The 13,258-nt window shown below is 68.2% G+C and carries 13 protein-coding genes; 10 read left to right on the top strand and 3 right to left on the bottom strand.

Annotated features, from left to right (window positions below):
• Positions 1–47: 47 nt before the first annotated feature.
• The 3 genes from ACZ6ZI_RS37955 (at position 48) to ACZ6ZI_RS37945 (ending at position 2,744) form a co-directional block, all read left to right on the top strand.
• Positions 48–1,451, top strand: coding sequence for an XRE family transcriptional regulator (locus ACZ6ZI_RS37955; RefSeq protein ID WP_469529137.1), 1,404 nt, complete (start codon positions 48–50; stop codon positions 1,449–1,451).
• Positions 1,448–2,335 carry an aminoglycoside phosphotransferase family protein gene (locus ACZ6ZI_RS37950; protein WP_469529135.1) on the top strand — a complete coding sequence of 296 codons (888 nt, stop codon included), beginning with the start codon at positions 1,448–1,450 and terminating at the stop codon, positions 2,333–2,335. The genes ACZ6ZI_RS37955 and ACZ6ZI_RS37950 overlap by 4 nt, the downstream gene beginning before the upstream one ends.
• A gap of 178 nt (positions 2,336–2,513) precedes the next feature.
• Complete coding sequence (locus ACZ6ZI_RS37945; protein ID WP_469529132.1) at positions 2,514–2,744, top strand: DUF397 domain-containing protein; 231 nt, start codon at positions 2,514–2,516, stop codon at positions 2,742–2,744.
• Positions 2,745–3,057: 313 nt separating this feature from the next.
• On the opposite strand, the gene ACZ6ZI_RS37940 is transcribed toward ACZ6ZI_RS37945, so the two are convergent.
• Both ACZ6ZI_RS37940 and ACZ6ZI_RS37935 read right to left on the bottom strand, forming a co-directional pair.
• On the bottom strand, positions 3,058–3,267 hold the full coding sequence (locus ACZ6ZI_RS37940; RefSeq protein ID WP_469529129.1) for a hypothetical protein: 210 nt from the start codon (positions 3,265–3,267) through the stop codon (positions 3,058–3,060).
• Between the two features lie 61 nt (positions 3,268–3,328).
• Positions 3,329–3,598 (bottom strand): hypothetical protein, encoded by a 270-nt coding sequence (locus ACZ6ZI_RS37935; protein WP_469529127.1) that lies wholly within the window; start codon positions 3,596–3,598, stop codon positions 3,329–3,331.
• An 813-nt stretch (positions 3,599–4,411) separates the two neighbouring features.
• Between ACZ6ZI_RS37935 and ACZ6ZI_RS37930 the strand changes: the two genes are divergently transcribed.
• Together ACZ6ZI_RS37930 and ACZ6ZI_RS37925 are read left to right on the top strand one after the other, a co-directional pair.
• Complete coding sequence (locus ACZ6ZI_RS37930; protein ID WP_469529124.1) at positions 4,412–4,852, top strand: hypothetical protein; 441 nt, start codon at positions 4,412–4,414, stop codon at positions 4,850–4,852.
• Positions 4,853–5,249: 397 nt separating this feature from the next.
• A complete protein-coding gene (locus ACZ6ZI_RS37925; RefSeq protein ID WP_469529122.1) occupies positions 5,250–7,424 on the top strand; it encodes a type IV secretory system conjugative DNA transfer family protein in 2,175 nt (724 codons plus the stop codon).
• On the opposite strand, the gene ACZ6ZI_RS37920 is transcribed toward ACZ6ZI_RS37925, so the two are convergent.
• Entirely contained in the window at positions 7,348–7,923 is a 576-nt protein-coding gene (locus ACZ6ZI_RS37920) for a helix-turn-helix domain-containing protein (RefSeq protein ID WP_469529119.1), read from the bottom strand. The two genes, ACZ6ZI_RS37925 and ACZ6ZI_RS37920, sit on opposite strands and share 77 nt — an antisense overlap.
• A gap of 135 nt (positions 7,924–8,058) precedes the next feature.
• On the opposite strand from ACZ6ZI_RS37920, the gene ACZ6ZI_RS37915 reads away from it, so the two are divergent.
• From ACZ6ZI_RS37915 to ACZ6ZI_RS37895, 5 genes are read left to right on the top strand one after another with little or no spacing between them, the layout of a single operon-like run.
• A complete protein-coding gene (locus ACZ6ZI_RS37915) occupies positions 8,059–9,204 on the top strand; it encodes a conjugal transfer protein (RefSeq protein ID WP_469529117.1) in 1,146 nt (381 codons plus the stop codon).
• Positions 9,205–9,259: 55 nt separating this feature from the next.
• Positions 9,260–9,508, top strand: a complete 249-nt coding sequence (locus ACZ6ZI_RS37910) for a hypothetical protein (protein ID WP_469529114.1) — start codon at positions 9,260–9,262, stop codon at positions 9,506–9,508.
• A 29-nt stretch (positions 9,509–9,537) separates the two neighbouring features.
• A complete protein-coding gene (locus ACZ6ZI_RS37905; RefSeq protein WP_469529111.1) occupies positions 9,538–10,068 on the top strand; it encodes a hypothetical protein in 531 nt (176 codons plus the stop codon).
• The gene (locus ACZ6ZI_RS37900; protein ID WP_469529107.1) at positions 10,065–12,620 is read left to right on the top strand and encodes an ATP-binding protein; all 2,556 of its coding nucleotides are present in this window, start codon (positions 10,065–10,067) and stop codon (positions 12,618–12,620) included. The genes ACZ6ZI_RS37905 and ACZ6ZI_RS37900 overlap by 4 nt, the downstream gene beginning before the upstream one ends.
• Before the next feature lie 2 nt (positions 12,621–12,622).
• Positions 12,623–13,255: a hypothetical protein gene (locus tag ACZ6ZI_RS37895; RefSeq protein ID WP_469529106.1), complete on the top strand. Its 633-nt coding sequence runs from the start codon at positions 12,623–12,625 to the stop codon at positions 13,253–13,255.
• The last annotated feature ends 3 nt before the right edge of the window (positions 13,256–13,258 follow it).

Below are 13,258 nucleotides of genomic sequence, written 5' to 3'. Positions count from 1 at the left end.
TCGATGCGGATACCTCGCGAAATCCGCATGAGGAGGTCAAAGCGCGAATGCCGCAGCCAGAGAAGGTCCTCGACCCGAGCAGTTCTCCCGAGGCCTGGTTCGGCCACGAGATCAGGGTTCGCCGCAAGGCGGCCGGCTACCCGAACGCGGGCCCCTTCTCGAGGGATCTGCAGGTCAGCGTGGATGTGATCCTCAAGATCGAGAAGGGCGTCTATCGGTGTCCGCAAGACCTCGCCTCGCGACTCGATGACCTTCTGAAGACCGGCGGACTCTTCGGCCGGTCCTGGGGCATGGCCTTCGGCGATGCGGATAAACGAGCCCGTGATGCGGATATCTCCCCGCTAGACCGGGCGGAGCTCACCGGCGGGCGGCCCAGACGGCGCATGCTGGACGCGGATGATCCCACCGCACTCTTGAGGAGTCCTGACCCTGTGGACCGTCGCACGCTCCTGTCCATCGGCGGACTGGCCATCGCCGCGCCGCTGGACCTCGCCCGCCTCCTGACCCCCAACACCTCGCCAGCCTTGCCCGAGCGCGTCACCCGAACCGAGATCCGCCGCCTCCTCGACATCGCGCACGGTCTCCAGGGATGGGACAACCGGCACGGCGGTGGCGGCCTGATCAGCCAGCTTTCCGCGTCCTCCATGCAATGGGCCATACGACTCCTGTCCGTGGACTGCCCGCCCACGCTGCGTGCAGACTTCCTCGCGGCCGTCGCCCGCCTCGGGCTCGTCGCGGGCGCCTCGCAGTTTGACGTCCACCGCCACGACGAGGCCCGCCTCGCCTTCAAGGTTGCCGTCGAATGCGCCGAGGAGGGCCGTCACTGGCACCTGCGGGCCAAGGGCTACAGCTTTCTCGCCCGCCAGGCGGTGTGGATCGGCGAAGCAGACGACGGACTCACCCATGCCGAGAAGGGCCTGGTCCGCTCCGACCGCCTCACCGCCACCGAACGCGCCATGCTCCACACCGCTCGCGCCCGAGCATTCGCCCGACTCCACGACGTGCAAGGCACCCTGGCCGCCGTCGGTGCCGCGGATGAGGCCTTCAGCCAACGACACCCCGCCGACGACCCGCCGTGGATGTCCTACTACGACCAGGCCCAACACAACGGGGACACCGCCCACGCCCTGTTCGACCTCGCCATCGGCATCGACACCCACAATCCCACCGAGGCCGTCACCCGATTCCAACGCGCCGTCGACGGCCACGGCCCCGGCTTCGAACGCTCCAAGGCACTGTCCTGCACCAAACTCGCCTCGCTGCTCATGTACCGCGGCGATCCCCACGAAGCCACCGCGATCGGCAACGCGGCCTTGGACCTCGGCACCGGACTCACCTCGCTGCGCGCCGAGGAGTACCTGCGCGAGCTCGCCCACCACACGACCCGTCACCCCGGCCTCCCCGCGACCACCGCGCTGCGCGAACGCATCACCGCTACCGTGCACGCATGACCGAACAGGCCCGACCGTCGAACTCCCTCGTGGTCGAGGCCTGCACCCTCGCAGGCCTCGACCCGGCCGGCGCCCACCCGATACGTCTCGCCGAGAACGAGACCTGGCGCCTGCCCAACCGCGTCATCGTTCGCATCGCCCGACCCGGCCGCACACCAGCCGCCACTCGGGAGATCCAGGTCGCCCACTGGCTGCGCGCCCACGGCATCGAGACCGTCCGACCCCTGCCGGTCCCCCAGCCCGTCATCACCGGACAGGACCGCCCGGTCACCTTCTGGCGCGAGCTGCCGCCCCACGAGCACGGCACCATCACCGACGTCGCCGACATGCTCAAGGCACTCCACGCCCTGCCCCTGCCCGACTTCGACATCGGGCGCCTCGACCCGTTCGTCCGGATCGCGGAACGCCTTGCCGCGGCAACCACCCTCAACGACGACGACCGACGATGGCTCCACGACCTCCACACCGAACTCGCCGACCGGTGGAAGCAGAGCCCCCCTGACGGCCTCGCCCAACGCGCCGTGCACGGCGACGCATGGCCTGGCAACATCGTCCGCGCCGGCCGACAACTCGTGCTGATGGACCTCGAGCGCTTCTCCCTCGGCCCACCCGAATGGGACCTCGTCTCCACAGCCGTCCGCGCCCACACCACCGGCGCCGTCACCACCAACGAGTACGACACCTTCTGCACCCGGTACGGGCACGACGTCACCCACTGGACGGGCTACCCCCTACTGGCTGGCGCCCGAGAACTGCGCATGGTCACCTACGCCGCCCAACACGCTGCCCACAACCCCGCCTGGACACACCAGGCGCAATACCGAGTGGACTGCCTCAGAGGTCGACACGGACAACGCCCCTGGGCCTGGCAAGGCATCCTCTGACGCCGCCACCGCCACCGAGGCCCTCAGATGGGCTCTCGCTGCGGCTCGGCGGCACCTTCGTGGAGGGGCCCGAAGAGGTCCGGAGATTGGACGAGGCCTTCGAGGCGATCGTCGCAGAAGCCCTTCCCGTGGACATCTCCAGGGAAGAGATCAGGAACCGCAAAACGGAGCTACGGCGATGAACCCAAGCCCGAACCGCACGACGACCTACAGGGGAGTGGTGCTGCCCATCGCCCAGTGGCGGAGGTCCTCCTTCAGTGGCGGAAACGATAACTGCGTAGAAGTTGCCGACCTGCGCTCGACCGAACTCGGCGGCATCGCCGTGCGGGACTCGAAAGACCAGAACGGCCCCGCGATGCTGATGAATCCCGCAGCCTTCCTGACCTTTGTCCGTCACACGGCCGCCTGAACGCCGGCATGAGAAAGCCTGGTTCCCCCCAGCCCGTAGCAGGGGGAACCAGGCCATCTCGTACACCCGTACCCTACCCACCCTCCTCTCACCCCCGCAGCACCGACGAGCCGCACATTCCAGAGCAACGCAGGCGCGGGAACCCGACGTTATCGAACCGTTCCTCGGAGGTGCTCGCCACCCGGAAAGGCGTGTATTCCACGTCGACGGAGGTGATTTCGGATTCGAATCAGGCGGGATGCGTCTGCCCGCTGATCGGGGACCGCGGGTTTCGCGTGGCTCCCGGAACATGGTCAGGTTTGAGGTCACAGATTCAAGTTGTAGCGGCACCTTCGGCTGGTAGAGCGAGGCGCGAGGCGATACGGAAACGCATCTCGGCGGCCGCCCGACGGATATCCTCGCCCTGGCCGTCGCTGTCGAGGACGGCGAGAAGGACCATCGAGGCCCTTGCCTCGTCGGCGCTGATCAGCTTGATGCGCGTCTCGTTCAAGCCGTCGAGCAGCGAGTCCAGCAGGTCCAACACATCCCCCATGCCTGTCCAACGCGGACGAGGCGAAGACGTCACCGCCGACCCGGTACGCGGCTCAGGTGCGTTGGTTGGACGCGTTCCTGAGATCGAGGGTGGCCTTGGCCGCCTCGGACAGCTCGGAGACCCCGCTCTGCAGGAACGTACTGAGCGTGCTCGCGTCGCTCCAGACGCAGATGGACACGGTGGGCTCGTCCGCGTAGTGCCCGCAGGCCAGACGCCCGCCAAGCGGGCCTGCGGGGTACTCCGTGGAGTCGCTGCTCCTGGCTCCGGCGAAGAAGTTCCGGAACTCCTGCGTGATCCAGTCCCTGCGCTTCTCCGCGGCCAACCCAGGTGTGTGTGGATGCCGCCGGTGTCCCAGCGGGCCAGGCGGCCGTGTACGGGCCGAACTGTTGATGCGATCTGAGGCTATCCGGCCCGGGGTTGGGCTATGTTGATGGGTGGATCCGCTGAAGCGGGTCCCCATGAACATGAAGCAGCCCCCGGCGGTGCGGGAACACCGGCCGAGGGCCTACATCACTCAAGGTCTAGAAGGGACCCTGGGATGCTGAGGCATGCTATCGCGCCTGCGCGCTTCTTTTCACAGGTGCCGAACGAGATCATTCGTCATCCACGTCTCGGAGCGGAGGCGGTGCGGTTACTACTGTGGCAGTTGTCGCTGCCGCCCGGGCAGGACGAGTGTCTGTCGCGAACGGCCGCGCGTGCCGGGATCAAGCGCTGTGGCTTCACCCGTGCCAAACGCGAACTCCTCGCGGAGGGGTTCCTGCACGAGTGGCGTGCGCAGGGGCCCGGGGGCCGGTGGGCGACCACACAACTGCTGTCGAACACACCCCTCACCGGGGAGCAGGCCCAAGCGACACGTGATCGTCCGTCGTCACCGACTGCCAGCCATGCGACGGTCGGTGGACCGACGGGTCGGGCGGTCGGCGGTCCTACCGAAGACCCTATGGAGAACACACCCCACCCACCACCCGCCGCCCCCGGAACCGAACGCCTTCACCCGGTGCCCCCTGCCCCCACCCCGCCGCACGCCTGCGAGCCCGACCGCAACTCGCCAGCAGCGACACACCCCGACGAGACACTGCAAGAGCGAGCTCGAACCGCCCTCGCCAGACTGGTCAGGCACGAGCCTCGACTGACCATGGCAGCGCACGACCTGGCCGCCCTCGCGCCCTTGGCAGCCCGCTGGTTCGAACAAGGCGCCGGCGAAGAAACCCTGCTGACCGCCCTACGCACCGGGCTGCCCAATCAAATCCATCACCCGACAGCATTGCTCCGCAATCGCCTCACCCGCCTGCTCTCCAGCGCCCACGTTCCAGCTGTTGGCGTGGGTGGAGAGGACGCAGTCATGCACAGCGGCCTGCCGCGAACGCCCGGCCGGCGCCTGGCGACCATGCGCGAGTGCACGGGCAGGCATATCCAACCGCGCCTGTTCCGTCCCGACCATCCTGACACCGACCTGTGTGACCAATGCAGCAAGGTCCCGAGCGCGCCGCAAGACACACTCACCCTGCCGGGGCGAGTGGCCTTCGACGCCGGCCGTGCGCTTCTGCGGAGGACGTCACGGCCCACCCGGGAGTGAGCCGCATCAACGGGTCCTGGGCGTGGCTGTCCGTCGAGGCCAACTGGTCCGCTGCCGCGAGATTGTGAGGGAGGCATGCCGCTGCGGCTTGCCGGCTGATGTAACACAGCCTGTCACACGAGCCGCTCCGCAGCTGTCACACACGGTGCTGTAACACGACTGACCTGGGGAGACTACTCCGTCTCCCTCCGGGTGGTGCCCTGTGTTACTCAGTTCGCTTGCCGTGAGGGCGCAACGTCCCAGCCGCCTGCCCCAGGGCGGGTCTGGGGCAGGCCTGGCTTTTCCGGCATCAGGCAAGTACCGCCCCAGGCTGATCGGACGGGTTCTGCCTTCAATGGGCGAGGCCGTGGACTCCGGCATAGGGTCGAACTCTGATCTTGGAGGGTGGGGGAGATATATGACGTATGAGGCCGCTCCGTGGGACCAGTTGTCCGAGTTACCGACCTACGTCCTGTCCGGTGGGGGCGGGCTGCTGGCCATGCTCGGGGTGCTCGCCTATGTGGCGAACGACAAGGGTAGGAGCCGGCGGCCGAACGAGGAGTTCAACCGCGCGATCGAGCGAGCGGTGGGCGGGGTTGTCGGGGGCATCGGGCGCTACGTCGCGGGGCGAGATCTGACCGGGGGGCAGCGCAGTACCGCGACGTGGTGGCGTTCCGGTGTCGTGGTTGACGACGGAGGCCGGTTGCCCTCGGAGGCGCCGCCGCGGTCGGGTGGCGATCCTTTGGCGAAGGCGCCGGCGGGGGCCGTCGGCCGGGCTGTGCGGGTTGTGGGGCGGGTGGTCGCCGGTATGGGTGCGGCGCTGCGTGCGTGGGTCTGTTGGCCTGGCGCGGCGCGGTCGGCGGTGCGGCTGTTGCCGTTGCCGTTGGCTTGGCTGGCGTGGCGGCATCCGTCAGCCTTGGTCTGGGCGGTGGGTGTTTTGCTGGCGGTGGTGGTGACCGTCGCGGCGACCGGTCCGGCCGGTGCCCGGTGGTGGGCGGTACGGACGGCTACCGATGACGAGCTGTTGGGGCCGTCGGTGTGGGCGGGGGTTCGGCAGGTGCTGCGCTTGGACGAGGGCGAGCGACGGGTGAAGTGGCTGCGGCTGGACGCGGATCTGTCGGTGGAGGGGGCGGGGATCGTTTTGCGGCTCCCCGTCGAGTGGATGGGCGGCAAGGAGGGCATGGCGGCGCTGTCGCATGTGGTCGATGCGCGGGTGCCGGGGGAGTGGGAGGCCGAGTGGGAGCGGCAGGGAGCGGCGCACCGTGTGCGGTGGACGCGGAAGAAGCAGCCTGTTCAGCCGACCCTTTCGAAGGCGGTTCCGTGGCGGTCTCTGTCGAGTCCGTACGAGGTGTATATCGGCCAAGCCATCGAGGGTGAATCGGTGGTGGACGTGGTTGTTCAGACGCAGTCGGCCACGCCGCATTGGGGCGTGGCGGGGGATACGGGCGCCGGTAAATCCACTGTCCTTTATATTCCGATTGTCCATGGTCGGTTGCATGGTGTACTTGTCGACATTTTGGATACCAAGCAGAACAGTTTGATGGAGGCGGAAGGCTTTTCGGGTGTCCGCATTCACAAGTCGGTACGCGAGTGCATTGCGGCATTTGGAGAGTTCATGGTCTCCATGCAGGCCGCGGAGACTGCGCAGGGGAAGAATGCCGATCCCGCGCTGCGGGGTCTCCTTCAGGAGCGCCTGTTGGTGATCGACGAGCTTCCTACGCTTATCAAGCTCGCGTACATCTGGTGGCGGTATGGCCTGAAGGGGAAGGGGTCCCCTCCTTTCCTTGAGTGGCTCTCTGTGATTCTTCTTCAGGGAAGGTCGGCCAATCATCGCGTTGTCGTAGGGACGCAGCAGTTCGCGAACTCGTTTTTCGGTGGAACCATGGAGCGTGGGCAGATCGGGACAAAGATCATGGTGGGTTCCCAGGAGCGTGTTTCCTACGGTGTCGCATTCGGTCAGTCGACGCCGGTCGTTCCTTTCGACACCGAAGTAAAGGGGCGAGGGGTTCATGCCGACAAGCGGATGGCCCCGGGCATGAATTACCCGTACGTCCGCGAAATTCAACTCTGTAAGATCACCGAGGAAGTGGCCGGCCGGCTGGGCGGTTGCCAGCCCGCGCCCGCCTGGTTCGATGCGGGCGAGCGGGCGCCCTGGATCACGGAGGCGTCGTTGATGGAGACGCATCGCACCACCGGTGTCAAAGACTTCCTCGTCGGCGGTAAGTACGGGCCCGAGGAGCTGGTCACGGCTGCTGTCACGCCAGTCTCACACCCGGGCATAAACAGGCTTGCTCCCAGCTCAGGGCCTGTGACAGGTCCCTCTGTGACAGCTTCTGTGACTGGCGGTGTGACTGTGGGCGTGCCGACGATCGGAGGCGTGGGGGAGCCGGAGGACCTTCCGCCGGTCTACACGCTGGCCGAGGCATGTGAGGCGGGCATCCTGCCGTGGAGCCACGGCACCGCGCGGCAGTACAAGCGGCGTGGCGAGGCCCGCGGCATCGAATTCCCCGAGGGAATCAGCGACGGCCGTGCCACGTCATACAGCGAAGCGGAACTGAGGGATTGGTACGTGCGATACAAAGCCGAAAAATGAATTCTGAACCCGCGATGTGTATTCTCTGTGATCGCATTGCGTGAATCGAATGAAACGATGTTCGGTTACGCGGTGGAAGTGAATATTTCCTCCGCTTCGGGGTTGATATCGAGAAGATCTGGCCGAGCAGGGGGATCCATCGATTCGGGATCCCCTGCCGGCCCACTTCGACGTCGCAATATGTGGTGGGCTTCACCTTCAAGAGGTGCGCCATGTCTGATTGGCGCAATCCGTTCAATATGCGGTACGTTTTCAATGCAGGCCCTTCGGTGGCGTCAATTAAATAATCCGGCTTCACATCGAGTAAAATGCAGATTTTTGTTAGCATTGCCGGTGTCGGCATGCCTGTGGAGGATTCCCACACGGATACGCTACTGCGTGCGCAATTCAATGCGACGGCAAGGTCCTTTTGGCGTCGATAGCGGCGGCGGATGCGGAGGTCCCGCAGGCGCACGCCGCGCAGGGTTACCGTTCGCTCGGGTCGGTCGTTGGTCTGCATGACGCCGGACTCTAGCGTTGCCGGTCGGTCCTCCCGGTCCGGCTGTATGTGGTCGGCTGGCTGATTTATACGTATTCCTTTGACCTGTGATCATGGCAGGTTTAGGGTCGGCCGCCTGGGCGTGCGAGCCGCGCCGTGGGGGAGGAAAGCATGGGGTTAGGGCCGACCGCGCGCCGCGTTCTGGGGTTGCCGGACGCGGGGGATTGGGACCGGAAGAAGGCGCGCGCGAAGGCGAAGAAGCAGACGTCCGTTCCGGCGCGGCAGACCGCTGTGGGCAATCCGTGGGAGGTCGCCGCCGCGCAGCTGAGGGCAGAGCAGACCGCGCCGCCGTCGGCCCCCACCGCGGTGTCGGGGGCCCCGGCCGAACCGTGGCAGACCGTGGACGAGTCGTCGGGGGCGGCGTTCGCCCGTCGGTTCGGCCGGGGACTGCTGTGGGCGCTCGTCGGGCTGCTGGTTCTGCTCGGCGTGAAGAGTCTGGTCGTCTCGCGTGAGCCCGCGGCGCCGGCCGCGGCCCCCGGCCCGTCGCAGTCGACACCGGCCTACCCGGTGGAGGAGGCGCAGGCCGTCGCCGCGCGCTTCGCCCGCCTGTACCTGACGTGGGACGAGAAGGACGCCGGGGCACGCGCCGCCGGCCTGGCCACGCTCCTTGCCCAGGGAGCGGACACGGCCGCCGGATGGAACGGCAAAGGCGTCCAAGAGGTGCTGGCCGTGCAGCCCAGTACCGTCACCCCCGCCGCGCAGCAGCAGGGACGCGTACGGGTCGAGGTGCTGATTCGGTCGGCCGCCGGCGCCGCCACACCCGCGCCGCCCGGACAGACGACCTCGCCGGCGGGCCCGGTCGCGCGATGGGTGGGCTTGGACGTCCCTGTGATTCAGGCGGGTGGCCGCGTCGTCGTCTCCGGACCGCCCGGCCTGGTCGGCGTTCCCGCCACCGGCCCCCCGGCGCCGGCGGTGAAGGGCCCTGAGGCGGACGCGCAGTTCAGTGAACAGACGGCCGAGACCATCACCCGCTTCTTCCGCGCGTACGCGGGAGGCGACACCGATACGGTCACCGCGCCGGGCGCCACGGTGCCGGCCCTTCCGGCCGGGGTGAGCCTGGGCGGCGTCTTGACGTGGACCGCAGACAAGGGCGCGGGCGCCGACCGGGTGGGCACCGCCCGCGTCGCGTGGCAGATCGCAGGCGCCCAGCTCGATCAGACCTATCGCATCCGACTCACGCGGGTGGCCTCGGCGGACGCCGAGCGGTGGCAGGTGGCCGCCGTGACCGGGGGCACGGCGTGACACGAGCCCCTTCCCGCTCCTCCGCTTTGCTTCGACACCTCTCGAAGGGGACTCCATGCACCACGATGTCGTGATGCTCGCCGCCCTCACGGACGGCAGCGCCTTGAAAACGGCCGTACTCCTGCTGGTCGGGAACCTGTTCGCCGCGTGGCTCGCCGTCAGAGCCTTCCGCCACTTCGTCAAGGACGACTGGGGAGGCATGGTCACGATGGTGATCGGAGCCGTGTTCGTCGCCGGGTTCGTCTGGTTCCCCGACGAGATGCGGACACTGCTGGGCGACCTGTGGGACACGGTCCGGGCCTGATGCGAACAGGGACCACGTACACCCGCCACATGGACATCGAGACCCGCCAACACGAATTGATGGGCATAGACCTCGGCGAAGGCGCCCCGCGGCGTGCCCTGGTTCTCGGGTTCGTGCTCTACCTGCTGTGGACCGGCGGACTGCTGCTCGGCTTCGGGCTCCCCAACCGGATCACCTTCACCCTCTACTTCTTGCCCCCTTTGCTGGTGGCGATCTTCGGCACACAGCGGTCTCGGCACAACGACCGGCGGTGGAACGTCACGGTCTGGGCCTTGAGCGTGCGGTATCTGGTGCTTGGCCACCGACCGATCATCTGCGGGGGTAGACGATCGGCCGCCCGCGTCGAGTGGATCCCCCGCACGGCCCGGTGGGGTACCAAGGGCGATTCCCTGCGCCGGGAGTCCGTCCGCGCCCGCCGCGCGGAGGAGGACATCACGGATCCGGTGATCGTCGCGGGCATCCCGATTCCACACGACGTTCGGCCCCGGCTGTACGGGCCGGACGTCGTATTCAAGGCACGGCCGCGTGGCGGCAAGACGCAGGCAGGGGCGGGTAAATGAAGCTTTTTCACCAGTTGGGTGCCTTCCTCGGCGTCGGCGGAGACCGCAGCGCGGACCCGACGCGCTATGTCGCCTTGGCGGACGGGCTCGTGATCACCGAGACGCACGCCGAAGGCTGGTTCGTGCTGGCCAGCAGCAACACGGACCTGATGGCGGAGGCGGCCCGTGACACGGAACTCGACGAGGCCGTCAGCGCGCTGTCGCGGCTGTTGTCGGGATCCGACGTCCACCTGAAGGTGGTGTGGTCCCCGCTGTCCGCGGCCGACTACCTCGAAGAGGCCGCCACCCTGTTCACCTCCGGGCAGTGGCAGGAGTGGGCGCAGACCCGAGTCGACCGGCTCGACGACATCGCGCTGCCCGCGCGGCACCTTCTCATGGGGGTGCGGCTCACCGAACGGACCGGCCAGGCCGCCGCCGCGGGACGGCGCGGCGTCAGCGAGGGCCTCGGCGTGGCCACGACCGGCGTCGGCGCCCGCGAACTCGCCCGTCTGGACGCGAGCATGCGCCGGCTCGGACGACTCCTCGAAGCGACACCCTGGCGGGCACAGCCGGCCGCGGTGGAGATGCTGGCGTGGATGATCGCCCGTGAGCAGCACCGCACCACGCCCCTGCCGTCGCCCACCAAGGGCCTGATCATGGGCGCCAAGCTGACCACGCTCACCCGCGGGCGAATTCTGCCCTACCCCGACCACGTACGGGTCGTGGACGCCCACGGCGTGACCACGGCGTGGGTCGCGGTGCTCACCATGACCGGCTTCCCGGAGACATTGGAGTCACCCGGCCCCGGGGAGTGGCTGCGCACGCTCAGCGAGATCACCTACGTCCCGGAGATCGACGACGACGACCTGGTCGCCGACATCGATCCGGCGAGCCTGGTCCTGCCCGTCAGCCCCGAAGCGTCGCTGCGCTTCAAGGTGCTGCCCAAGCGCACCGCCATGTCGAAGGCCGAAGAGGTGCGCCGCCGCGCCAAGGAACAGCGGCGCAGCGCCGGCCAGCACTCGGCGGAGGATCCGGGCCGTGCGGTCGAGGAGACCGAGGGCGTGATGGCCGGGCTGCTGCGGGACATGACCCGCCATGACGTCACGCTGGTCGAGGACCACCCCCGCCTGATCGTGACCAGCACCGTGGGCGTCGAGGACCTGCGCGCACGTATCGATGCGACGGTGGCCCACTTCGGCGGGATCGGCATCGAGGTGGGGGTCGGCGCGGAGGAGCAGCGCGAGTTGTGGATGGAGGCGCAGGCCGGCGACCGGTTGAGGGTGCCGGACCTGGGCCACGTCCGCGACGTGACGGCGCTCGCCGGCTCCTGGTGGTGGGGCGGTGCGCACGTCGGGGACGACCAAGGGCCGATCACCGGATTCCTGACCGGCTCGACACCCGGCACGTTCCGTCTCGACGTGACCATGGGAAGCGAGCGAGGCGACGCGACCACCACCGCCCTGATCGGCCGGACCGGGCGCGGGAAGACCACCGCGATGATGATGACCATGTTGGACGCGGCCTTCCGCGGCGCCTTCGTCCTCGCCCTGGACTTCAAGGGGGACCTTGACGGCGTCGTGTCGGCCGGTAGGCGTTTCGGCCTCAACGCGCATCTGATCGAGACCGGCCCGAGGTTCGCCGGCGTCGCCGACCTTTTCCGTCTGTTGGACAAAGAGGGAAGCGAGCGAGCGCAGATCGAGGTGCCCGCACAGCTCGGCATCGCGATGCCACCGCACCTTCGCGCGCGCGGTGCCGAGACACCGGTGCAGCACGCCGTGAACCAGGTCATCGCGGAGGGCGAGCCGGCGACCTGGAAGGTCATCGATCGACTCCGGACGTCGCCCGACCCGTTGGCCCGCGAGACCGGCGAAGCCCTCTACGAGCTGGCACGGACCGGCATCGGGGCCCCCTTCATGGGCCGGCCGCAGGAAGGCGCCATCCCGCTGTCTCCCGAGCCGGGCATCTGGGTGGTACAGATCCCCGGGATCAGCCTCCCCGGCGCCACCGACACCCGCGAGGACTGGAACGTCCTACAGAGGATGTCGGTCGCCCTCATGCACAGCATGCTGGCCTACGGAATCACCACCGCAGGCAGAAAAGACCTCCGCAACCTCCGGAAGGTCGTCGCGGTTCCCGAGGTGCACGTTCTGACCGCCACCCGCGAAGGCGCGAGCTTCCTCGAATACATCGCCCGCGTCGGTCGCGCCCTTTCCACGGCGCTGCTTCTGGACACGCAGGATCCGCAATCCCTGAGCAAGCTCGTCGGCGTCATCGAGCAACTGTCCACGGTGATCGGATTCCAGCTCACGCACGCGGACCAACAAGACGCGATGGCCGAACTGCTCGGCCTGCCGGTCGACGAGCACACACGCGCACACATCCATTCCATCGGCATGGGACCCGACGGAGAGGTCCGTCACGGGCACTCCCTCGTACGCGACCGCCGCTTCAACGTGGCCACCGTCCAGTGGGACATCCCGACCGAGGAGCTGGTCAAGCTCCTGGACACCACCCCGCGCGCCGACCGATCCGACGACGTGAGGGCCGACGACCACCAAGCGGCGACCGTATGACCGTGCGCTGGACCACCACACCCGCCCTGATGGTCGCGGCCGGTGCCGCCCTCGCCGGCTGCGCGGGCACACCCGCGAAGGACGACGGGGAACCGGCCGGCGACCCGACCACGGCGGTGGTCGCCGTCGCCCGCGAATATCAGGAGGCCGTCCTGCGGCTCGACTGGCGGCGGGCCTGCGAGCTGAGCACCCCCGCCCAGCGGGACGGCACCGTCGAAGAGTGCGCCGGCCGCAACATCGGCCCCTCCCCCTCACCCTCCGCGCCGGCACCATCGCCGTCGGCGGAGCCGTCCGATGACGGATGGAACTTCAGCCCACCGGTGCGCGCGGACGGATCCACGGTCCAACCGCGGCCCTCACGCCCGAAGTCTCCGGGACCGGAGAGGGCATCGACCGGACCACTCACTCAAGAAGGCCCACCCGTCCGCGTCCCGGCCACCGCAACCCACCCCGCCGGGTGGGCGGTGATGTTCTCCTACGCCGTGGTGTGGCCCACCGAGACATCGACCGCCCGCAGGGCACTGCGCATCGTCGAGGACGCCGGCACGTGGCACGTGGACCAGCGCGAAGACGTCAAAGCCACCGACATCAGCCACGGGGGAAACCCTGCGGCCAACGCGCTGAACAGGGGGTAAAGC

The organism is Streptomyces sp. NPDC103540, assembly GCF_055584445.1.
This window is presented reverse-complemented; position numbering and strand designations above follow the sequence as displayed.